We start from the raw sequence: 21,876 nt of genomic DNA, 5'->3' as shown, positions 1-21,876 counted from the left end.
CCTACAGGACGTCGTCGGCTGTCGCGTCTTCGAAGATGACGCCTTCGAGCTTGTCCAGAATGTCGTAGGGGTCATCGCGCTGCCAGACGTTGCGGCCGACCGCGAGGCCGGCGACGCCGACGTCCATGCAGTCCTCAACGAGTTCGAGGAAGTCGCGGTCCGAGGTCTTCGACCCGCCGGAGAGCAGGACGCGGTTGTCAGCGGCTGAGCGGACGGCGTGGGCCATCGCTTCCTTGTCGCGCGGGTACTTGACCTTCGTGAAGTCAGCGCCGAGTTCGAGCCCGATGCGGGCCGCGTAGGCGATGGTCGACGGACTGCGGTGCTCCTTGATGGCCTGTCCGCGCGGGTACGACCACATCGCAATCGGCAGGTCGTGGTCGCGGGCGTTCTCCTGCACCGGGCGGAAGTCCTCGAACATATCGGTCTCACGGTTGACACCCGGGTAGACGGTGTAGCCGATGGCGTCAGCACCGAGTTCAGCCGCGTAGTCGACTGACCAGTTCTGGGGCGAGTACGGATCGCCCATCCAGAGGTCCGAGCCGCCGTTGAGCTTCGCCAGCAGGTTCACGTCGTCTTCGTAGCTCGGGTAGTACGTTTCGGCGAGGCCCTTCCCGACAGCCAGCGCCGTCACGGCGTCGTGGGTCGCCATCTCGAACACCTCATGCGGGTCGAGGCGCTCCTCGACGCCGCTGAACTGCTTGGGACCGTGTTCTAGCCCGTGGTCGTGAGCCAGCACGAGCGTCTTGTCGTTCCGTACGAGCGGTGAGTCACCCAGTGGTCGCATATGTCGTGTTTCTACCCAGAACGACCATTAACCGTTTTCGGTTCTGATTTGTTACTACTGTTCGCGTTTGTTTTTGAGCGAGGGCGGGAATTAAGTGTGTTCCAGTGAAAGGTTCGGCTATGCCATCCGTTGAACTGGACGCCGAAACAGTGGAGCGTCTTGACGACCTTCGTGTCGAGGACGAGTCGTACGACGACATCGTGACGGAACTCATCAACATTTACGAGGCTGAGGAGCTAACACTGTTTCACAGCGGCGACTAACCCTGGGCCTGCTCGCAGACGGACTTCCAGCGCCCGTTCGACTCCAGTTTCTCCTGCAGTTGCTCAGCGTACGCCTGTGCGAGCCGTGCTGCCTCTTCCTCCTGTTGTTTGTTCCCGCCACCGGACCCACCTAGTCCAAGGGCGTCCTTGACACCTGAGAGGAGGCCGCCACCTGAGCCTCCGGACTGGTCACCGCCGGGACCGCCCATCGGCCCTTGATTGGCGACCCGTTCCATCTCTGGCATGACGCTAGAGAGCTTCGACGTATCGGCGACGATCCGAGCGGCGTCCGGGTCACCCGGGTTCTCGATCTCGAACTCGACGGCAGTCATCACCAGCCCCCACTGCTGGCTTGAGAACGACGACGCTTTGACCTGTTCGTTGAACCGCTGGTCGACCGCCATCCGTTCGCCGGCGATGCGGTCGGTCCAGTTTGAATCGCTCATAAACTGGTGTTTGCGGGCCGGCGGTATGAGCGTTTCCCGCTCCGTGTGGTGTTCTACAGTAAAACGTACCATTTCTGGGCTGACTGTCACGCCACCGGCTGCCGCGACCGCTACGTTTTATTGTCTTCAAAACGGTTCCAATATGTTAAGTTAGCTCACGATATACTTGTATCTCAATGAGTACTGAGTTTGGGACAGGGCAGGCGACGGGGGATTCGGGAGATGCAGCAGCGATGGACGCCATACGGGAAGCTATGGCCGACATCTCGGCCAGCGAACCGGACTTCTGTCAGATCTTCTGCTCCCCGGCATATGATTACGATGCGGTGCTATGGGGTGCGCGAAGTGTTGTCGGTTCAGATACCGAAATCGTGGGCTGTTCGTCTTCCGGAGAGTTCACTGAAACCGGCTCGGGGAACGGGACTGTTACAGTCGGCGTCGTCTCGTCGGACTCGATGCGGTTCTTCTCCAGCCTTTCGACTGAACTCAGCGCTGATCCCGAGCGCTGTCTGTTCGAAGCGGTTCATGACCTCCCTGCGAGCGAGGACCCTGCTGTCGATGGGTATCCGCATCGGACGATCATCAACCTCCACGACGGCATGGCCGGAATCGGAAACAAGGTCACGCGACTCACCGAGCAGTACCTCGACGACGAGGAGACGCCTGTCGTCGGGGGGTCTGCGGGTGACGACCTCCAGTTACAGCAGACCCACGTCTTCCGGAACGACCGCGTGGAGACGGATGCCGTCGTCCTCGTGCTCATTGCCTCAGAGGATCCACTTCCGGTGACAGTCAACCACGGCCACGAGCCGATATCCGAGGCGATGACGGTAACCCGAGCGGAGGGAAGCACCGTGTACGAACTCGACGGTAGACCGGCCTTCGAGGCCTGGCGGGACGCGATTCGAGAGGATGCGATGGAGACATACGATATCGATGTCGACGAGCTGGAAGCAGGGTCCGAGGACCTCGTCATGTTGCTCGGCCGCTACGAACTCGGTATCGAGTCGGAACCGGACGCGGATGCAGACGGACTCGCCTCCCGGATCAAGACCTTCATCGAGAGCAAACTCATCTCAACGAAGGGGTACAACATCCGGTGGCCGGGTCATACAACCGACACCGAGGGGCCGCTGGATTTCGCTGTCGCCGTCTCCGAAGGAACGGAAGTGGTGGTGACACATAGCAATAAATCCGACCAGGTGTATGCTGTCCGGAACGCCGCAACCAACGCTGTCAACGAACTCCGCGGCGGAAACGTCGCGGGTGGGTTCGTGTACGACTGCGCCTGCCGTGCGATGATACTCGGCGAGGATTTCGATGAGGCCGTCGAAACGATTCACAGCGCTATCGACGCGCCCTTCGCCGGCTTCGAAACCTACGGCGAAGTCTGTTCGGCCGACGAGGATTACACGGGCTATCACAACACGTCCTCAGTCATACTGCTGTTCCCGGAGTGACGACGACAGGCCTGCTACCAGCGAAAAATAAACGTCGCCTCCTGTTCCTGCCTGCTCAGACGCCGGACTCGATGGTGATTTCGGCGTGCAGTTCGTCCTGCAGCGCCGAGTGGACGTGACAGATGTCCTCGGCGAGTTCGACGATGTCCTGTTCCTCGTCGGCAAGCGATTCCTCGACCTCGACGTGGAAGTCGATGTACTCCAGGTCGTCGTCCTCGTCGAGACCCGCCGCGACTTCGACGTCGACACTGCCGATGTCCTCGTGCCCGTACTTGTCGGCGGCGACGCGCAGTGCCGGAATGTAACAGGAGGCGTAGTCGGCGGCCAGCACCTCGTTCGGCGACGGACCGTTCTCGCTCAGTGCGTCGACGATGAGCTCCCATTCGCCGTTGATGACGCTCTCTACCGTGTAACCTTCCTCGCATGTGCTCTCGACTTCGATATCTGCCATAGCACTCCTGTGGACACAGCCCTCCCCCTAAACAGTTCCTGCATGGCATTTCTGCCGGCGGGCGCGAAAACCAGTGACTCACCAGCGTGGCACCGGGATACCGCGGGTAGACCGACGGTCACTGCCGAAAGATAATACACCTCCAGCCCGTACAAACGGGCAATGGAACACCTCGCACCGTCGAACGTGCCGGTGTACGCCACGCGGGACCACCAGCGCGAGATCTGGGAGCGGTGTCGGGACCGGGGACAGCCAGTCCTCGCTGTCAGAGACGCGACGCGGGGGTGCATCGTCCGGTACGACCTCCAGCACCTGTCCTACGAACTCTCGGACACTACCGTGCAGGCGCTTCGTGACCGTGTCCGGTCCCGCCGACCGTACCCGACGACCACGGACCCGATCTCGGAGACCGAGGGCGTCGGCGGCGAGGCCGGCCCGGTGTCCGGCGAACTCCACGCGGACACCGAACAGGCTGCCAGAGAACTGGCCTCGCACATCTCGGGGTTCGTGCTGGACCGGTCGAACTGGCGATAGTACCGAAACAACGCGGATGGGGATTTTTCCCACAGCCGCGCCTTGAGTTCGTATGGCAGTCGCCCGACACGAGAGCGGTCCGTTCGCGACCGTGAGTGCCCTGGCCTCGCAGGTTCACCCGGTGTTTATGCTGCCACCGCTTGCGACCTCGCTGTTCGGGGGGTTGCTCTCCGGCGGGTTCTGTCCTCCAGTGGCAGCGCTCCACGCGGGCGCGATGTTCTTCGCCGTCTACACGGCCCACGTCAAGGACGGCTACATCGATTTCCACGTGCGAGGCGAGGACGACGACCATCCCCTCACTGGTGCTGGCTGTCGCATGGCGCTAGTCGGTGCTGGTGTCGGCTTCGCGCTCTGTACGGCGGCCATCTGGCTGCTGGTCGGTCCCGACGCGGCGCTGCTGACGCTTCCGACCTGGGTTATTGGGTACACCCACGCGCCGCAACTGGATATGAATCCCATTGGTGCGACGATGGGCTACCCGACGGGTATCGCGCTGGCGCTGCTGGGCGGCTACTACGCGCAGGTGACGACGCTGACGCCGCGTGCCGTCGGTCTCGCGGCCGTGTTCCTCCTGTTGCTGACCGGCATCAAGATCATTGACGACGAGCAAGACTACGACTACGACCGGTCGATACAGAAACGGACCGTCGCCGTCGTCCTGGGCCACCAACGTGCCCGGCGGCTCGCGTTCGGCCTGTTCGGAGCAGGCCTCCTCGGAATCGTCGGGCTGTCCGTGGCATTGCCCGGCATCCCGCCGAGTGCTGCGGCGGCCGCGCTCGTTTTCGGGGCGGTCGCGGCTATTGCCCAGCGAGGTGACCCCGAAACTGCGACGATGCTTTTGATTCGCGGGTCGTATCTCCTGTTGGCCGTCCTCGTTACCGCTGTCTGGTTCCGGCCGCTATCGTGAGGGTAGGGCTGTTCGGGCAGTCATGTGTCCGGTGCTGTTCGAAACTGCTATCGCTCGAAACCGTCCTCGTCGGTCAGCCCGACACGTGTGTGAGGACGTGGGTTGCGGAGACGACCAGCGAAATCGTCACCATCGAGACAGCCATGACACTGGCGACGACCGGTGAGAAGTTCCCAGTGAGGCCACCGACTGCGAGTAGTACGGCGGCAATGATAGTACAGACCAGCAGTGCCAGATGGACGAACAGCCACGGGCCGACACGTCGCAGTGAACCGAGCAGCGTCTCGACTCCCGACGACTGCGTCGGCCGGACTCGCTGGCCAGGCCGGTAGTACTCCGCGGCAGTCCCGTAGCCCGTGCTTCCTCCACGGGTCTGGGTGGGCCGCTGTGTCGCTTTCGCCGTTGCCTCGTCCGTCGTTTCTGCGTCGACCCGCTGGTCAACGTACTGCTGTGCGATGTCACTGACACCACCTGTGGCTGTTCCTCCGCCCGCGCCGCCGTCGACGTGCCTGTTGACGTATGCGTCGTGACCGAGCCGGTCGTATCGCGCTCGCTCGGCCTCGTCTGTGAGCACGTTCTTCGCCTGCGTGAGTCGCTTGAACCGTTCTCCGGCGGCAGGGTCGTCACTCACGTCCGGGTGATGCGTTTTCGTCTGCTCCCGGTAGGCGCGGACTATCGTCTCTTCGGTGGCATCTGGGTCCACCCCCAGAATACCGTAGAACGTCGCTTCCATACACACCCCTGTGTATTTATCCAGTTGGACTAGGCGTATAATAAGGTATTCACTCCCTCACGCCACGATATCGCGCGTCTGTCGCCGAGTCGCCGGACTGAAACTGCGTGGCCACCACCGTCTCCGTATGGACGAAGACACCGAGGACTGGGAGACACAGTTGCAGGCCAACCGAGACGAGAAAGACCGCTTCTTTGCGGAGCACCGCCAATCACCGATTCCGCCGGAGGAACGCGACGATTTCGACGGACTCAGCTACTTCGACCCGGACCCCGACTATCGGGTCGAAGCAACGGTTACGGTCCACGAGACACCGGAATCGGTCGATCTGGAGACGAGCGACGACCGAACGGTGCGCTATCTCCACGTCGCAACGCTCTCGTTCGACCTCGACGACGAGTCCCGCGAACTCCATGCGTTCCGGCAGGCCGCCGATGAGTCACGGACGCTCTTTGTTCCGTTCCGGGACAAGACGACCGGGCAACAGAGCTACGACGGCGGCCGATACATGGAGCTGGAACCCGACCGCGACCTGAGCGACGGCGACGAGATTACGCTGGATTTCAACCTCGCGTACTCGCCGTTCTGCGCCTACAGCGACACCTTCTCCTGTCCGCTCCCGCCGGAGTCAAACTGGCTCGAAACCGCGGTGACGGCCGGGGAACGGATAGACTGAGGCGTCTTTGCTGGCAGTCATGACACCAACACCAAACGAATTGTTTACACATCACCACGACCAAGGCAGTGTATGGCAACGGCGACCCGCGACCGTCCGATTTTGCAGGCCTTCCAGTACGGGTTTACGCTTTTCTCGGCCCTTTCGCTGGGCGTGATAGGACTCGGGTTCGGCTCGGTCCTGCTCCTCACCATCGCTTTTTCGCTGTCACTCGGCGCAGGAGTACAGATTACCGAAGTACAGACGCTGGTTCTTGGGCTGATAACGATTCAGGGAATCGGCTGCCCGGCCATCGCGTACACGTACATCAAACTCAGGCCGGTAATCAAAGCGAAGCTCCGCGAGGTGTTCTCGTATGCGCCAGACACCGGTGCATTCAGTATCGGCATTTCTGTGCCGAGCCTCCGTGAGGCCGGCATCGTCGTGTTGGGCTACGCGAGCGCGATGGTCGGGCTCGTGGTAGTGGCCGCAATCATCACTAGGCTCGTCTCGATGTTCGGGATAGAAACGGCGAGCAATCAGGCGGCTGAGATCGGAATGGAGAACCCCGATGTCCTCCTCCTATTGATTCCAGCCTCGTTCCTCCTCATCGGCCCTGGCGAGGAACTGCTGTTCCGCGGCGTCGTTCAGGGCCGCATTCGGGACTACTTCGGCCCGATTTCGGGCGTCACCATCGCGAGTGTCATCTTCGCCGGCATTCACTACCCCGCCCTCAGCGGTGGGTCGGTCACGGGGAAACTCGTCGGGGTAGGTGGCCTCCTCATTCCGTCACTCATCCTCGGCACAACCTACGAGTACACGGACAACATCGTCGTCCCGTCACTCATCCACGGCGCGTACAACGCCACGCTGTTTACTGGCCTGTATGTCACTGTCAAATTCAGTGGTGAACTCTCGTCCGCTGCGGGCGTCCTCAGTAGCAGCGGGTTCTGATCGACCACTGTCCCACCAGGTCCGCGATATAGCACGTTTGTAAATAATGCGACCGGTCAGACATACTTGTATAGGCAGGGGAAGTTGACAGCTATACATCCTGGCGATTTCTAAAAGAGCATTTTCCGCACTTATACACCACCTAACTGTCATTCTAGTCTCTATCGCACACCATCATTTTTAAATAGTGCTAGAATATGCGTTGGTTATACTACTTTAAAATGACAAGCGTCTTATTACCGTTTTATTCACTGTATAAACAGATGGTTGTCTCAATTCGCGTTTTGCATGTCGATGATGAACCAGGATTTGCCGATATAACGTCAGAATATCTCGAGAGGGCCATGGATTGTTTCGATGTCGACACCGCGGTGCGGGCCGACGAGGTCATCACGGACCGCCCGCAGGACACGTATGACTGTATTATCAGCGACTACGAGATGCCTGGAATGAACGGGCTGGAGTTCCTCGAACGGATTCGCGAGGACGCACCGAAGCTTCCGTTCATCCTCTACACCGGGAAGGGCAGCGAAGAGATCGCGGCCGAGGCAATCTCCGCAGGTGTCACGGACTATATTCAGAAGGAACCGGGAACGTCTCAGTACACGGTGCTAGCGAACCGGGTGCAAAACGCCGTCGAAGCCCGCAGAGACGAACTGCAAGTCACGCGTGGGCATCGCGCAATGAACGCGGCCTGGGACGGCATCAGCACACTGGACAACGAGGGTCGGTTCACCTATCTGAACGATGCCTACGCGGCCACGTTCGGCTACGAGCGCGACGAGCTTCTGGGCGAACACTGGCAGAAAATCCACTCGGCAGAGAGCCTCAAAACGGTTGACGATGAAACCCTCCCGACTGTCAACGAAAACGGGACGTGGACGGGTGAGACACTGCTCGAACGCGCCGACGGGACACAGTTCATCGGCGAACACACCGTTGCGAGTCTCGAAAATGACGGCGCTGTCTGCGTGGTCCGTGACCGGACTGACCGCGAAGAACTCGACAAACAACTGCGACACGAGCGCGAGCGGTTCCGGCTGCTTGTCGATGCAGTCGAGAATTACGCGATGTTCCTGCTCGACCCCGACGGTCTCATCCAGTCGTGGAACGCCGGTGCGAAACAGCTCACCCAGTACGAGGAATCTGATATCCTCGGCGAGCATTTCTCGGCGTTTCACACCGAGAAACAGATAGCCGATGGCATCCCCGAGCAACTGCTGCAAGAAGCCGGTGAGTGCGGTAAGGCCACCGACCGCGGCCTCCGGGTTCGGAAGGACGGGAGCACGTTCTGGGCAGATGTGGTCATCACTGAACTCCGGGAAAACGGCGACGCCCGCGGCTTTGCGAAAGTGATCAAGGACATCACGGAGGAAATCGAACGGGAGCGGCTACAGGCGACGGCCGAACGCTACCGAGAGAAACTCTACGAGATCACGAACGATACGGACCGACGGTTCGAACAGCGGTTAGTCGATGTACTGGAACTCGGTGTCGAGTATCTTGACGTCGATCAGGGCCATCTCGTCGCAATCGATCCCAAGGCGGGAACACATGAAATAATCGCTACCAGCGGCGAACCGTCTCTCACCACTCCCGGCGACATCAGGTCGCTCTCCGAGACCTACTGCCGGCGAACTATCGAATCCGACGGTATGCTTTCGGTCTACAACGCCGAGCAGCAGGGTCTGGATGATGACCTCGCATACCAGCAGTATGGGATCGGCTGTTACCTCGGTGCGAAAGTCGAAGTCGACGGTGAGCTGTTCGGGACGGTCTGTTTCGTTGCCCGTGACTCCCGGTCGGGCCAGTTTAGACAGGACGAACAGGCCTTCGTCGAACTACTCACCCGCTGGCTCAAATACGAACTGAGCCGACGTGATGGACAGATCCAGTGGCCCCTGAAGACGTGAAAATCTGGAGATGAACCCGTTGGGCTACGGATCGTGCTGACGTACGGCCTGATTGATCGCGGGCAGGTCAGTCATCGACTGCGGCCTGTTCGGGCTGTCCGGTTTCGGACTCGGAACCGTATCTCACCTCTATGTACAGCAATGCCAAGATCGTGAGTGTTGCGACGGCCTGCACGGCAACGGTCATCGGCACCAGTGGAGCGAACATCGCTGCTCCCGCAGCCACCAGTAGCCCGGCGCGATTCGGCAGCCTGAGTTGGCCTGAGAAATAGTTGACAATGGCTGTCACGGTGGCGACGAGAGCAACACCAACGACGACGAACGTAATCGGTGTTGCCGGAACCGACCAGAACAACAGACTATCGTTGACGACGAAAATGTACGGGAGAACAAACAGCGGCGCTCCGAGCACGAGCGACTTTCCGGCGGTCCGCCAGAAGTTCCCGCCTGCGACCCGTGCCGTGACGAGGCAAGCGATGGCAACCGGCGGCGTCAGCGCCGAGAGAATTGCGAAGTAGAACACAAAGAAGTGGGCAGCAAGCAGGTCGATACCGGCCTCGGTCAGTGCCGGTGCGATCAGCAGCACGGCCGTGATGTAGGCTGCGACGGTCGGCATCCCGAGACCAAAGAGAAGTGCGGCGACCATCGCGAACATGAGCAACAGCGCGAGCACGCCCCCCGAGAGTTCAACGAGGCTGGAGGCGAACACCTGCGTGAATCCGGTGAGGTTCAACACACCGACAAAGATGTTCATCACGCCCAGCGATACCGCAATCGGGGCCGCGTTTTCCATCCCGCGACCCAGGCCATCCATAGTGTCCACGAAAAAGTCGCGGCTCCCGTAGCCATCGCGGAAAAAGATCCCCTGGACGAACGCAGCCGGGAACGCGGACATTATCGAGAGAAACCCTGCGTACAGCGGGTCGTACATGAGGACGACCAGTGCGTACAGGAGAACGCTCAGCGGGACCCACAGCGCGAGTCCTTCAACGATTAGGTTACGAACTGATATCTGTCCGAACGAAACAGCGGTTGTTGTCCGACCGAAGATCCTATTGAGTGCGTTTTTCCGATCCCTGTCGACCGTCTCGACGTCGGTCAGTTCTTCCTCGTCAATCTCGCTCGTGAGCCCTTCTTTGATGGTTGTCAGATGGACGCCGATAGCGACCGTTCCGTAGAACAGGAGTGCCGGCAGGAACCCAACGACGATGATCTTCAGGTAGCTCGTCCCGGTGATCTCGGCCATTATGAATGCCGCTGCACCCATGATCGGTGGCATAATCTGGCCGCCGCTGGAAGCCACCGCCTCGTAGGCCGCTGCGGTATCTCTATCGAGTCCGTGACGCTTGAGCAACGGGATGGTAAACGCGCCCGTCGTCGCCGCGTTGGCGGCCGCGCTGCCATTGACTGACCCCATGCCCATGCTTGCGACCGTTGTCATCTGCGCTAACCCGGACCGGACCCGCTTGCCGATCAACGTTCCAACCTGGACAAAATACTCCAGCGCACCATACGCTTCCAGCAGTCCCGCAAGGATCATGAAGATAATAATGAACGTCCCTGAAACCTCGACAATGACGCCGAAGACGCCGCTGCCGAACTCAACTGTCAGACCCTGCACCAGTCGTTCGGCCTGAACCCCGTTGTGGTTCAAAATCCCTGGAAAGTATGGGCCGTACAGTGCATATGCAAGGCCAACTACACCGACCAAGGACAGCATCGGACCGTAGACCCGCCGGCAGACATCCAACAACAGCAGAATGATCAACAGCCCCATGAACAAATCGAGGTCGGTGTATATTCCGAGTTGCTCGTAGACGATGCGGTTGAAGGCCGTAAAGAGGTAAACGGCGACGACAGCCGAGAGAGCGGCCTCAAGTAACGTCGCGTAGTTTCCGAACCGCTCCCGGCGCGTCTCGGGTTCGGGGTTATACGCGAGGACAGCCGCCCCGACGAGCATGAATCCGAGGTGGGCGATCTTGTGCTGGTCCTGTTCGAACGGGAACAGCTGGGTGAACCAGAGATGATAGACTGTCGAGGCGACTCCCAAGGCGATCAGGAACCCGTACTTGGCCATGCGTACCCGGGACGGGTCGACCCAGCTGCCGGTTGTGTGTTCCCCCGTCATGGCTGGCGTTGATGGGGTGGCCGGACGGTGTACGGAGAGCTCGAACTACCCCTCATACTCCTCAAGTGTGGTTAGTCCGTCCTTCCACAGATCCTGTTCCTTGTAGTACTTCTCCGCACCGGGATGGACGGGTGCGTTCGCCGAGGGAAGTAAGAACTCCTGCGCGAAGTCCGGGCCGGCGCGCGAGAGCACTGAGCTCGCCTCACGGACCGCATCAATGTCTTCCATGACGGTACGTACGAACTCGTAGCCCAGTTCCTCAGATACGTCGGCCGGGAAGATCGTCTCGTAGCCGACACCGACCGCCGGAATGGAGTCCATTCGAATATCCTGGCCGTCCCAGAGGCTGGCCGGCGTTTCGATGTACGTGTAGGGCAGATCGGAGTTGGCCAAATCTGACTCGTCGAACTCCCAGTTGACGACCGCGACGTCGGCCTGTGCGCTGGCCTCCTGCGCCCATCCGGTCAGGACCTCGCGACTGACCCCGTAGACCATCATCATATCGAGACGACCGTCAGCAAACTGCGCCCCCTGATCTCCCCAGCTCATCGACTGGAGGTCGTACTTGTCCTCGACATTGTCGATACCGGACAGTCGGAACCCGTCAAGGCCCGCGAAGTAGTTCGTCCCGCCGCGCTGGCCGAACGCCATCGAGACCGACCCGTCCTGCGGAATGTCCGACACCGACTCAATGCCTTCGAGTGCGTCGTCAGTCCGCCTGACGAGGTAGTACTCCAGGGTCATGAACGGTAACACCTGCGTCATCGTCTTCCCGACCGGTTCCCCGTAAGGGTCTCCCCCGCTGTTTGAGCGCGCGACTGCCCAGTCGGTACTCTGGGCAATATCGATGTCTCCTTGGGCGATCAACCGAGGGTTTGCGGCAGTCCCGCCGGTCGTCTGTGCGCTCATGCTGATGTCGTCGGACTTTTCGGAGAGCAGCTGTGCCATCGCTACCCCCGACGCGTGAGTCGCTGTCTCCGGCCCCGACGTCCCAATTGTCCAATTTGCACTGCCATCACTACCATCACTACCATCACTGTCGCCACTACCACCGCTATCCCCGCCACTACCCTCGCCGCCACCGCTGCCGCCACTACTGCCGTCCCCACTACAGCCAGTGAGGCCTGCTAGGCCAGCTGTACCTACCATTTTCAAGAAGCTACGCCGCTCGGAAATCGAACCATCTTGATCGTTTCTGAACATTAGTTAAGCTACAACTATGGTGTCAACCAACCTATATTTAAATGTTACTGCAAATATTTTTGTCATACTGACATCGGCTGCGGAAACATACAACGCAGCCCCGACCGAATCTTCAAACCTCGGGCAAGAGTGACCACTCAGCACCATTATCGAGACTGTAAAAATGGGCGATGAGTGTCCACTCGACAGCCCCGGTCTTGGGAGCGCCGCGATCAATCAATCCCGAAGACCCGGCCAACAGGGTGCAACTACGGAGGGACCTGTCTCAATGACACAGTAGAGCCAATGTGGACAGTGTCTGTATTATTTTAACGGTATTCAATGGTACTGGAAATGTACGCTCAGGACACTACCGAATGAGACTCTACTAGTACCGTCGGTAGAAGTGAGCGGTATTCTCTACAGAAGGAGGGGACACATCGTAGTTACTCCGTATCGAGAAGGTCGTGTTTAGTTAAGCGTGAAAGGTGAGGCGGGAGAATTTCTTGCTGGTCTATGGCAGAAATCGCCCGCCTCACCGGTCATAGAGACTGGATTGATTTGGATTTTGTGGAGCGCGAGCGGACACCCGAGCCAGCGATGGCACTGGGTATTCAATCGTACGTTGCGGGGCTGTCGCTGTCGAATACCGTCGAATTACTCGATTCGCTGGGTGTCCAACGAAGTCGAAAAGCAATCCATGATTGGGTGCAGAAAGCCGATTTACAGCCTGAATCCGGGAAATCACCGAATCAGATCGCGCTCGACGAAACAGTGATTCGGATCAACGACGAGCAGTTCTGGCTGTACGCCGTCCTCAGAATGGCAGAGCCATTCTGATGGGCTGCACAAGAGCTGTGCTCTTGTGAACGCCGCCGATCCGCAGTCGAACGAATTGCTTCACGTCCGGTTGTTTACGACAACTACGACCGCTCTCACGGAAATTTTCCTGCGCGAACTTCAGCAAAAGCACGATGTCGAAACCGCCGTTTTTCTTGTTGATGGCGCTCAACACCTCCAAACTGCACTTCAACGAACTGGACTCCGATTTCAGATGTGTCGCCACGGAAATCGGAACGCTGTCGAGCGGATTTTTCGAGAACTGAAACGCCGAACTTCCTCGTTTTCGAACTGCTTCAGCCACGTCGAACCGGAAACAGCCGAAAATTGGCTCCAGAGTTTCGCTCGCTGGCACAATGCTCCAAACTAAACACTACCATCGAGAATGTCCGAATCATTATGATGTTGGTCACGGACGGCACTAGCGACCCGGTGGACGAGTCCCAGCGAGATCGTTTCGTCATTTTGGAATGTTATCGCTTCGGTCATTCTGTTTCCCTACTGTCTATTTCGGGCGTAAACGAGCTCCGCTCGATATAGAGGAACTCTACCGCAAAGATCCTCCCGATCCAGAGCAGACTCTCCACGTCTGTTCGATATAGGTGGTAGAGCCCAACCGGGAGTGCGACCCCTGTGCCGACCAGACCGGGTACTGGGATGTCGGAGACGGCCTCGGCGAGTGCGACCTCCCACAGCGCCGTCAAGATAGTCGATGGTTCCTAACGGAGTGTTAGTAGCGATATACACTTAAATCGAGGAATGCGAAGTTACTACCGTTATAATACTAATAGCAGAAAGTCGTCTCCGTCGAACTAAGTGGTCTCAATGGCTGTAGATGGATCTGGACCAAATCAAGCGCACCTTGCCCCGGAAGCTCTTAACCAAACTTACCTAACAACTCCTTCGGAACACTCGCTATTCTATATCTCAACAGCGGGTATTGCGAGGCAAGTTTGCCAGTTGCCCATGCTGACTCTGATGAAATATTCCGACGGGCGGGTCGGACGGTTTTGACGGCGGGGTTCGCTTGTATTCATCTTGTATCGCCCAGTGATTCTTCGCCACACAGGAGATCAATTTCAACACTGATCCGAGTTCTTGGTCAATCAAAACGATGCTCTTTATTCAGTTTCGCTCGCAGTGTGTTTTGATGCCAACTTGGCGAAGGCGTACACTCCAGATCCTACCACTACTCGGCCTTGTCTTCGTCATCGGCGTTCACTGGTTGTATTCGCCAGCAATCATATTTGAAGGGCTTGATGAACGTGGATGGATGCCCATTGTTGTTGGACTTACTATCTTTTATTTAATTCGTCCTTTCGTACTCTGGCCGCTGACCCTCGCATCTGTCTTCATAGGGTATCTCGTCGGATTCCCAAGCGGGTTGCCGTTCGTCTTGGCCGGAACAATGGTCACGTGTTTACCGCCGTTCCTTCTGGCGGACTACTTTCATGACATGAATGGTTACGTATCACAAATCTCCGCGACTGGTCAATCAATTGTGACCACGACGGGCGAACTTCGGGGAATGGTTGCCGCTCGGCTATCACCAGCACCCGCAGATAGCATCTCTATCGGCGCTGGCTTGGTCGGTGTTTCCAGTTGGAACTTTGCGCTCGGGACTCTCATCGGTGAACTACCTTGGGCCGTCTTTTATCTCACCATCGGACAGTCACTCCGGGGTTTTTCGTCAGACTCGGCTCAGACGGTCAATGTAGAGTTCCTGCTGGTCGTCAGTAGCGTTGCGTTGCTTCTGTTAGCACGACCCATCTACCGATATATATGTGAAAGCGAGGACGAATCAGTTTGAATCAGTTGCTAAGGCTTGTGACCTGAGCCTGATTTCTCACAAACCGGTAGACAACGAAAACAAATGTCCCCAAGATTGCTCCATACCAGAGCGTGCCAACCCGGATAATTACTGTCGCACTCACCGCAATTGTCTGGGTGTATCCCAATACGACGAGCATCCCGACCATACTCGCTTCCGCGGCCGCTAATCCACCTGGAAGGAGGCTGGCCGCACCAATTACTGATCCTAGCCCGAACACGAACAACGCGGCGAGGAGAGTCGCCTCTGTGCTAAATCCACTCAGCACCACCCACAGCGCAACTCCCTCTAAGCCCCACGCCACGAGGCTAATGAGAAACGCGATACTGAGTGGTCGTACCTGAAACAGCGTGTACGTGTTTTCGTAGAACTCCTCTAATTCAGTTGCGTACGACCCGACAATCGGGAGCGTTTCCAACCAACCCAAAACACGCAGACAAAACGTCCGCCACTGAAGCAGACTGATGGCAAAAAGAAACAGGAGAACCACGCCGATCAACACGACGGATGACCGCTGATAGATTAGTAGCCCTAGAAATGCGAATGCCGAAAGTGCAACCAGATCGGTCACTCTCTCAGCACCGACCACGGACGCTGTCTGACTGACTGGTATATCACGGAGGTCACGGAGGAACCATGCCTTCCAGACCTCTCCTGCTTTCCCAGGAGTCACAACCATCATCAGGCCACTGAAAAACACGATCAGACTCGTCTTGAGTGGAATATTAATGTCTAAGTGGCGGAGATAGTACTCCCACTTGAGAAACCGTACAGCGTAACTGATCGTCGCAAGGAGGAACACGACGCTGACCCGCCAGAGATCAACCGCAAGGAGGGAGGAAACAACTTTCGAGGCGTCACCGACGACGAACAGCCCAAAGAATACGGCAACCGTCAGGAGTGCCGTGATCCAGAGCCCATGTTGGTGGATCGCTCGTTGGACTGTCGAGAGGATGCTCACTAGAGATTCACCATCCTAAGTGCGTCATTCAGCTTCGTTGCCGTATGACCCGAGAGATAACCGCCTCGTCCGGCCGTCCGGGTTGCTGTAGATTCGATTGCCTCCCGAAGTGGCGAACCACAAACTGTCGTAGACCGGCCCACCTCCATCGGAAAGTGGGCATCGCTTCCGCCCGTGATTGCTAAGTCGTGCTGGGTGGCATACTCCCGAGCGCGACGGTTGAACCGGGGGAGCAGACAGCGTGAATTTTGAACTTCGACGGCATCAACGCGTGAGGCAATCATTTCGAGATCGGTGTCGAAATACTCTCGAAACCGGTCAAATGGATGCGAGAGGATTGCAATCCCATCTTGTTCGTGGACGTGTTCAATGACCGTTACTGGATCGGCTTGGGGTGGTTCATCTTTGACATACAAAGCAAGAAGATGGCCCTCTGTCGTCGTTACTTCTACACCGGGGATCACAGTTAGGTCAGTAGGCGCAAGATCGTCGACCGAATCATATCCCTCCAACGTATCGTGGTTCGTGATGGCAATTCCATCTAATCCCGCATCAACAGCCGCATCAACGACGTCAGCGGGGGAGGCTCGTGAGCATGGTGAGGCGTCGGTATGGACTTGAAGATCGTATCGCTTCACTGAACCACCTCAACAGCCATCTCTGGGATGTTGTAGAGGACAGCAATAGCGACGATACCCCAGAGAATAAGATTCACTACTGAGGGGCGATCCGTAAGGAGATATTCGGGCTGACCAGCAATGTTCGTTGTATGGACGAGATGGTGATAGCGGAAGACGGCAAAGAACGCAAACAGGAGGGTGGCCATCATCGCCGGGTCCGTTCGCGAGAACGTGTATAGTGAGTACGACATCAGCAGAGTGGCCATCACCATCACCAAGAGTTGATCAATATCATTCACCGAATATTCACGCAAGACAGCCCGTGTTTCCTGTGGATTAGCCGCTATCTCAAGTTCATTGCGGCGCTTTCCAAATGCGAGTACCAACGCAAGGAGAAATGTGCACACGATTAACCACGGGCTCAAGAACACGTTGATAGCGATGACTCCCGCGATAGCGCGGAGCACGAACCCGATAGCGACGACCAGTACATCAACGAAGACGAACTGTTTTAGAACGAGTGAATACAGGACGTTCTGTGCGAGATAGGTGAGTAGGATTGCGAGAAAGAGTGGGCCGAGACTGTAGGCGGCTCCGAGTCCGATACCAGCTAAGAAGAGGCCGAAAACCACGGCGACCGTGACGGAAACTTGTCCACTTGCAATCGGTCGGTGCTGTTTTTCGGGGTGATGACGGTCTTCTCCCAGATCACTAATGTCGTTGAAAATGTATGTAGCGCCGGTAACTCCTGTGAACGCTGCAATACCAATCAAAAGACTAAGCCAGGCGTCCCAATTCAGAAGGTTCTGAGAAAAGACGATTCCGAGGAGCATTACACCCTGCTTGTACCATTGCCACGGACGAATCTCCCAAAGCAGTCCAGTGAGTGTGGCTACTGGATTAAGTGTCTCCGATGAGCCGACCATTCAGTTCCTAATACAGCGAACAACAGGATAATAAATAAATACTGTTAAGTTGTGTCGTTGCGGAGCACGAACCTATTCGTTGGCTAATATAGGCGTCTCTGGTTCGCATATCCGCGGCGAGATGCATAAGGGTATGCGTATAGATGTAACGGTCGTGACGAGGACTAAGTACTCACTAGTGTATCATGCTAGTCCTAGTATAGTCATAGCTTTCACCAGTAGTTGTGTTTTACTGATCTTCTGGTCTCCGTAAGATTGGGTTAGATCTGCTTAGCCAGTGAACTGAATAACAGCTGTCGAAGCTTATCGATATGCCAGAATAGGAAGTATAAATACAGTACGCTAATCTTCCCGACATTATGGGTAGACTGAACAGATGGAATCCACGGATAGCCAGTATGATTCTGTTGTTGTCACTGGTGGGACTGGCTTCCTGGGACTTCACACGTGCCAGTACTTTGCTGAGCAAGACTTGGACGTAACGGCGGTTGATCTTAAACCGTTCAACGAGGAAGACGATACAGACGACATCGAATACATAGAAGGAGACGTGCGTGACGAAGAAAGAGTGTCCGAGGCAATCGAGGAAGCAGACGCAGATGTGATCGTCCACAGTGCGGCGGCACTTCCTCTGTGGGACGACGACGAGATCTGGGAGGTAACAGTTGAGGGAACTCGTTCGGTGTTGTGGGCCGCAAAAGAGCACGACGTTGAACGAGTGGTCTATATTTCGTCCACGGCTGTCTATGGCACACACGATACACATCCAATCACCGAGGAATCTCCGTTAGACGGTGTTGGACCGTAGGGGACGCAAAGATCGAAGCCGAGAATGTTTGTAGAGACTTCCGACGGATGGGGATGTGTGTACCTATTATTCGCCCAAAGACGTTCATCGGGCCACAGAGGCTTGGCGTGTTCCAGGTCTTGTTCGATTGGATTGAGGATGGGGCGAACATCCCGACGGTCGGAAGTGGGAACAATGAGCACCAATTACTTCACGTTCAAGATCTCGTTCGAGCTATCGAAATGATGTTCACCTTAGACAAAACTGACGTGAATGACAGCTTCAATGTGGGTGCGACGAAGTACGGGACAATGAAAGAAGACTTCCAAGCACCAATTAATGCGGCCGGGACGGGCAAACGTGTAATCGGGACTCCGGCCCCCCCTCACGCGGTTCGCGTTGCGTGTACTAAATGAGTTCAGTCTCTTGCCGCTGTATCATGGGTCTACGAAACAGCACACGAAGACTCATATGTTTCAGTTGAGAAGCTCCGTGAGTTGGGCTGGGAGCCTAAATATTCGAACAAAGAGGCGTTAGTAGATACATATCAGTGGTACTTAGAAAACTACGAAGATACCCAGTCTGAAACTGGAAGGGACCCCGAGTTGCCTGGGATCAGGGCGCATTAAGACCCATAAAGTATTTTCCAAAATTATTTGATATGACCAGATAAAATAACACTCATATAAAAGAATAGATAGAAAACCTCATGCTATGATCGTTCTTGGCTTCTCCCTGCTGTTTTTATGTATTAATTAGCAAAGCTACCCACGCAGAACACATTCAAATCCATACACTTTCTCGCGGTCAACTCAATGATCCAATTCCGCTGTTTACGTTAGTCGGGAAGTACTGTGTGTAGGGACGTAACCAATTGCTCATGTTGAGAGTCGAAAGAGGGAGGAATAAGTATGGTGAGGGAAAGTCTGTGCCACAATGATTATGTCAGAACAGACTCCGAGGGAAGGCCAGTATGACTCTGTTGTCACACGAGTGAGACAGAACGTTTTGATCTCTACACGTATTATAGTACTTCACTGGCCACGGCAAGGATGTCACAGTACTTGACTTGAAGCCGTTGGATGAGAGGGATGACAAAGTGGGCATCAAATTGCTTAGAATCAGATTAATTTCCGAAGAATAAAATATGCACTCTAGACGGTTTGATATATGATAAGATTTAATATAGTGTGACTATTGCAGTTGTGTGAACTATAATAACTAAAATGCTAAAATATGTTAAAAATAGATGGTTTCTATTCGCGTCAATAGTTTTCATAATCACGTACTATGGAATATCTCAATTACTACCACCATCTGCTTGGGTGTATCCAGCACGACGCATCTTTGTGAATTTTGGTTTGGTGTTATTTATCATTAGCATATTGGCAACATACCGGTTTAGTCATCATCTTTCCAATAGTTTCTCATATAATTCGGTTATATTATTTAGCTCGTTCGTAACTTGCACGCTCATCTATTTATTTGCAACTACAGAATTTGGAATGGGTGGCATTTCCGGGGATGCTGCCTTCCACACGGCATACATCACGAAATTCTCTGAAAAATGGGGGCTTATAGACTATTATTACAAAGACCTGCCTTCCTTTTATTCTCCAGGATATTTTTATATTCTTGGGAAATTTGCGTGGGTTTTCGGATTAGAGCCGTACCATATGATGAAGTGGGGTGCCATATTCGCGGCATGGTCACTTCCAATTGCAAACTATCACTTTTGGAGATTCATTGCTAATGGCTGGGATGCGGCAAAGATTACGTATGTTATTTTCCTTACGCCAACTTTATTCCTCAATCTTATACCAAATACATATACAGTACTAAGTTATGTCATATTCGTTCCTTGGTGGATCTATTACGTAAATGGAATTAATGTACGCAACAATCGTAGAAGTCTCACCTTCTATATCATCGGTGCCATAGTCGGATCAATAGTATTCTTAATTGACTACTATCCTTTTTTAATTGGGGGTGTATCTCTCATCATATATAGCATCTACACTCGTTCAGTTGACCAAATTAAAAAATCAGTTCCAATGCTTCTGATAACCGCAATTTTCGCTTCTCCATTCTGGTCCCCACTACTTTGGAATCTCTTGACCAAACCATCAACTGTTCAACATAGTCGATTTTTGAAACAACAATTCATTAATATACCGCTCCCATTTATTCCAGATCCAGAAACCAAAGCAACACTCATAATCAGCTCTCTGTTTTTACTAGGCGTCTATAATCTCTTGATCAATACTCGGAAAGATTTACACCAGTCTCTATTGGTTCTTATCTTATCATGTTATGTGTGGTATCTGGTCGGATATATTGGTATAGCCATCGGTCGGCCTCTAATGCACGTAAGAGCGGATCTCCTCATATTAGTCATACTTAGTATCTCCGTTGGAACAGTACGCCCCGATATTGAAAATATCGTGGAAAAAGATACGATAATCAAAATTTTGGCTAGCACAATAATAATATTTGCCGTCATGCAGACATCAATGATTGGGATTATCGACAACCCCAATTATAAAGAATCATTGTATGAAGACAACCCGTCACCGGAGCTTGAACAGACAATGAGCAGCCTCAACACCACAAATTCAGTCTTCTTAGCAAACCACGAGATTTTTTCGTACTACCCTGTCTACAGCTACGTATCATATAAGGCATACTATAGCCATCCGAATGGACAGTTCTCTGATCGAATAAGTTACTTACGGCAAATATCAAGCGCTACATCTGGCTGTGAAGCATTTTCATTATTTCGAGCGGCCCCATATGATAGAATCGACTATATCCTATTAGAATCCAACAATGGAGCGTACAGAATGTACATTGGTTTAGATGATTTTCCTAGGGGCTCAACCGGCGATCAATTGCGTTTCTCCCCGTCATTATTCGAAAATAAGTACTTTATACAACAATCCGCTGGAAAATATACTCTATTTGTGCCAAGATATAATCAATTTGAGAATAGATCCTGTTGAAGGTCATACAGAATATGGGGTTTAATTATCGACGCTTCGATCTGGTGCACTTCATCAACAGCGTCCATTCGGCCGTCGTCACCCTTGGTAAGTTGATGTTGTAATCCGCGATCCTCTCGCGCTGTTCCTGTGTCCGTTCCTCCAGCTTCTCAACGCGCTCGGATGACACTAAGTTCCACGCTCCACCTGCCCCTAGCACCAAGCGTTCATGCCAAGTGCGATTAGTTTACAGAGTCCCTCGCTCCACTGCGACTCATCACCCTTACGGACGAGACCCCATCTTGGTCTTGATGAACTCACCACCTCTTTCTTGCTGGCTTCATTTCACCGGGCCGACCGAAGCAGAGACGAACCATTCGGCTTTGTAGGTTCGTTTTCTAGCTCGTGTACCGTATTATCGTCTCAAACTTCAAAGACCATCTATAATATTATTAGCCTCGCCTGGTAGCGTTCCGGGCGAGACTCTACTAGTCGGCTTGGTGGACCTGAAATCGAACGG

The 21,876-nt window shown here is 55.1% G+C and carries 18 protein-coding genes and 2 pseudogenes; 11 read left to right on the top strand and 9 right to left on the bottom strand.

The genetic code is table 11. The annotated features are described in order from the left end of the window. Position 1: 1 nt before the first annotated feature. Positions 2–784 carry a class I fructose-bisphosphate aldolase gene (locus AV059_RS17745; protein WP_058996615.1) on the bottom strand — a complete coding sequence of 261 codons (783 nt, stop codon included), beginning with the start codon at positions 782–784 and terminating at the stop codon, positions 2–4. A 119-nt stretch (positions 785–903) separates the two neighbouring features. Here AV059_RS17745 and AV059_RS22515 point away from each other — a divergent pair, with 119 nt between their 5' ends. Continuing rightward, complete coding sequence (locus AV059_RS22515) at positions 904–1,047, top strand: hypothetical protein (RefSeq protein WP_170083691.1); 144 nt, start codon at positions 904–906, stop codon at positions 1,045–1,047. On the opposite strand, the gene AV059_RS17740 is transcribed toward AV059_RS22515, so the two are convergent. Beyond that, the gene (locus AV059_RS17740) at positions 1,044–1,493 is read right to left on the bottom strand and encodes a DUF5799 family protein (protein ID WP_049944583.1); all 450 of its coding nucleotides are present in this window, start codon (positions 1,491–1,493) and stop codon (positions 1,044–1,046) included. The genes AV059_RS22515 and AV059_RS17740 overlap by 4 nt on opposite strands. 176 nt (positions 1,494–1,669) lie before the next feature. Here AV059_RS17740 and AV059_RS17735 point away from each other — a divergent pair, with 176 nt between their 5' ends. Continuing rightward, positions 1,670–2,953: an FIST signal transduction protein gene (locus tag AV059_RS17735; RefSeq protein ID WP_058996613.1), complete on the top strand. Its 1,284-nt coding sequence runs from the start codon at positions 1,670–1,672 to the stop codon at positions 2,951–2,953. Positions 2,954–3,008: 55 nt separating this feature from the next. On the opposite strand, the gene AV059_RS17730 is transcribed toward AV059_RS17735, so the two are convergent. Continuing rightward, a complete protein-coding gene (locus tag AV059_RS17730; protein ID WP_050007744.1) occupies positions 3,009–3,404 on the bottom strand; it encodes an OsmC family protein in 396 nt (131 codons plus the stop codon). A gap of 162 nt (positions 3,405–3,566) precedes the next feature. On the opposite strand from AV059_RS17730, the gene AV059_RS17725 reads away from it, so the two are divergent. Both AV059_RS17725 and AV059_RS17720 read left to right on the top strand, forming a co-directional pair. Beyond that, a complete protein-coding gene (locus AV059_RS17725; RefSeq protein ID WP_058996610.1) occupies positions 3,567–3,938 on the top strand; it encodes a hypothetical protein in 372 nt (123 codons plus the stop codon). 52 nt (positions 3,939–3,990) lie between these two features. Further along, on the top strand, positions 3,991–4,845 hold the full coding sequence (locus AV059_RS17720; protein WP_058996608.1) for a UbiA family prenyltransferase: 855 nt from the start codon (positions 3,991–3,993) through the stop codon (positions 4,843–4,845). Between the two features lie 73 nt (positions 4,846–4,918). Here AV059_RS17720 and AV059_RS17715 read toward each other — a convergent pair whose 3' ends face one another. Next, positions 4,919–5,578 (bottom strand): DnaJ domain-containing protein, encoded by a 660-nt coding sequence (locus AV059_RS17715; protein WP_058996606.1) that lies wholly within the window; start codon positions 5,576–5,578, stop codon positions 4,919–4,921. A 127-nt stretch (positions 5,579–5,705) separates the two neighbouring features. On the opposite strand from AV059_RS17715, the gene AV059_RS17710 reads away from it, so the two are divergent. From AV059_RS17710 to AV059_RS17700, 3 genes are all read left to right on the top strand, one after another. Then, the gene (locus tag AV059_RS17710; protein ID WP_058996604.1) at positions 5,706–6,254 is read left to right on the top strand and encodes a DUF1684 domain-containing protein; all 549 of its coding nucleotides are present in this window, start codon (positions 5,706–5,708) and stop codon (positions 6,252–6,254) included. A gap of 72 nt (positions 6,255–6,326) precedes the next feature. After that, positions 6,327–7,187, top strand: coding sequence for a CPBP family intramembrane glutamic endopeptidase (locus tag AV059_RS17705; RefSeq protein ID WP_058996603.1), 861 nt, complete (start codon positions 6,327–6,329; stop codon positions 7,185–7,187). Positions 7,188–7,450: 263 nt separating this feature from the next. After that, a complete protein-coding gene (locus AV059_RS17700) occupies positions 7,451–9,100 on the top strand; it encodes a PAS domain S-box protein (protein ID WP_058996600.1) in 1,650 nt (549 codons plus the stop codon). Positions 9,101–9,167: 67 nt separating this feature from the next. On the opposite strand, the gene AV059_RS17695 is transcribed toward AV059_RS17700, so the two are convergent. Continuing rightward, positions 9,168–11,228, bottom strand: coding sequence for a TRAP transporter fused permease subunit (locus AV059_RS17695; protein ID WP_058996598.1), 2,061 nt, complete (start codon positions 11,226–11,228; stop codon positions 9,168–9,170). Between the two features lie 45 nt (positions 11,229–11,273). Next, the gene (locus AV059_RS17690) at positions 11,274–12,431 is read right to left on the bottom strand and encodes a TAXI family TRAP transporter solute-binding subunit (RefSeq protein WP_154021043.1); all 1,158 of its coding nucleotides are present in this window, start codon (positions 12,429–12,431) and stop codon (positions 11,274–11,276) included. 495 nt (positions 12,432–12,926) lie between these two features. Between AV059_RS17690 and AV059_RS17685 the strand changes: the two are divergent. Together AV059_RS17685 and AV059_RS17675 are read left to right on the top strand one after the other, a co-directional pair. Beyond that, positions 12,927–13,620: pseudogene (locus tag AV059_RS17685) on the top strand (IS6 family transposase). A 744-nt stretch (positions 13,621–14,364) separates the two neighbouring features. Continuing rightward, positions 14,365–15,060 (top strand): TVP38/TMEM64 family protein, encoded by a 696-nt coding sequence (locus tag AV059_RS17675; protein ID WP_079990800.1) that lies wholly within the window; start codon positions 14,365–14,367, stop codon positions 15,058–15,060. A 1-nt stretch (position 15,061) separates the two neighbouring features. Here AV059_RS17675 and AV059_RS17670 read toward each other — a convergent pair whose 3' ends face one another. Genes AV059_RS17670 through AV059_RS17665 form a run of 3 tightly spaced genes read right to left on the bottom strand, consistent with a single transcriptional unit; the run spans position 15,062 to position 17,495 of the window. Next, on the bottom strand, positions 15,062–16,042 hold the full coding sequence (locus AV059_RS17670; protein ID WP_058996590.1) for a lysylphosphatidylglycerol synthase transmembrane domain-containing protein: 981 nt from the start codon (positions 16,040–16,042) through the stop codon (positions 15,062–15,064). Then, a complete protein-coding gene (locus AV059_RS21670) occupies positions 16,042–16,680 on the bottom strand; it encodes a PHP domain-containing protein (protein ID WP_079990799.1) in 639 nt (212 codons plus the stop codon). The genes AV059_RS17670 and AV059_RS21670 overlap by 1 nt, the downstream gene beginning before the upstream one ends. After that, positions 16,677–17,495: a UbiA prenyltransferase family protein gene (locus AV059_RS17665; RefSeq protein WP_079990821.1), complete on the bottom strand. Its 819-nt coding sequence runs from the start codon at positions 17,493–17,495 to the stop codon at positions 16,677–16,679. The genes AV059_RS21670 and AV059_RS17665 overlap by 4 nt, the downstream gene beginning before the upstream one ends. A 469-nt stretch (positions 17,496–17,964) precedes the next feature. Here AV059_RS17665 and AV059_RS17660 point away from each other — a divergent pair. Further along, positions 17,965–19,048 (top strand): annotated as a pseudogene (locus tag AV059_RS17660) (NAD-dependent epimerase/dehydratase family protein). A 553-nt stretch (positions 19,049–19,601) separates the two neighbouring features. After that, the gene (locus tag AV059_RS21665) at positions 19,602–21,377 is read left to right on the top strand and encodes an arabinofuranosyltransferase (protein WP_079990798.1); all 1,776 of its coding nucleotides are present in this window, start codon (positions 19,602–19,604) and stop codon (positions 21,375–21,377) included. The last annotated feature ends 499 nt before the right edge of the window (positions 21,378–21,876 follow it).

This window comes from Haloarcula sp. CBA1127, assembly GCF_001485575.1.
Lineage (GTDB): Archaea > Halobacteriota > Halobacteria > Halobacteriales > Haloarculaceae > Haloarcula.
The sequence above is the reverse complement of the archived record's forward strand: the minus strand, read 5'-3'. Positions and strand labels throughout refer to the sequence as shown.

Excerpts from the sequence above, each read along its gene's own strand:
- AV059_RS17665 (WP_079990821.1), bottom strand. The coding sequence starts at position 17,495 with ATGCTCCTCGGAATCGTCTTTTCTCAGAACCTTCTGAATTGGGACGCC.
- AV059_RS17730 (WP_050007744.1), bottom strand. The coding sequence starts at position 3,404 with ATGGCAGATATCGAAGTCGAGAGCACATGCGAGGAAGGTTACACGGTA.
- AV059_RS17745 (WP_058996615.1), bottom strand. The coding sequence starts at position 784 with ATGCGACCACTGGGTGACTCACCGCTCGTACGGAACGACAAGACGCTC.
- AV059_RS17705 (WP_058996603.1), top strand. The coding sequence starts at position 6,327 with ATGGCAACGGCGACCCGCGACCGTCCGATTTTGCAGGCCTTCCAGTAC.
- AV059_RS17720 (WP_058996608.1), top strand. The coding sequence starts at position 3,991 with ATGGCAGTCGCCCGACACGAGAGCGGTCCGTTCGCGACCGTGAGTGCC.
- AV059_RS17740 (WP_049944583.1), bottom strand. The coding sequence starts at position 1,493 with ATGAGCGATTCAAACTGGACCGACCGCATCGCCGGCGAACGGATGGCG.
- AV059_RS17690 (WP_154021043.1), bottom strand. The coding sequence starts at position 12,431 with ATGTTCAGAAACGATCAAGATGGTTCGATTTCCGAGCGGCGTAGCTTC.
- AV059_RS17715 (WP_058996606.1), bottom strand. The coding sequence starts at position 5,578 with ATGGAAGCGACGTTCTACGGTATTCTGGGGGTGGACCCAGATGCCACC.
- AV059_RS17695 (WP_058996598.1), bottom strand. The coding sequence starts at position 11,228 with ATGACGGGGGAACACACAACCGGCAGCTGGGTCGACCCGTCCCGGGTA.
- AV059_RS22515 (WP_170083691.1), top strand. The coding sequence starts at position 904 with ATGCCATCCGTTGAACTGGACGCCGAAACAGTGGAGCGTCTTGACGAC.
- AV059_RS21665 (WP_079990798.1), top strand. The coding sequence starts at position 19,602 with ATGCTAAAATATGTTAAAAATAGATGGTTTCTATTCGCGTCAATAGTT.
- AV059_RS17725 (WP_058996610.1), top strand. The coding sequence starts at position 3,567 with ATGGAACACCTCGCACCGTCGAACGTGCCGGTGTACGCCACGCGGGAC.
- AV059_RS17700 (WP_058996600.1), top strand. The coding sequence starts at position 7,451 with ATGGTTGTCTCAATTCGCGTTTTGCATGTCGATGATGAACCAGGATTT.
- AV059_RS17735 (WP_058996613.1), top strand. The coding sequence starts at position 1,670 with ATGAGTACTGAGTTTGGGACAGGGCAGGCGACGGGGGATTCGGGAGAT.
- AV059_RS17710 (WP_058996604.1), top strand. The coding sequence starts at position 5,706 with ATGGACGAAGACACCGAGGACTGGGAGACACAGTTGCAGGCCAACCGA.
- AV059_RS17675 (WP_079990800.1), top strand. The coding sequence starts at position 14,365 with ATGCTCTTTATTCAGTTTCGCTCGCAGTGTGTTTTGATGCCAACTTGG.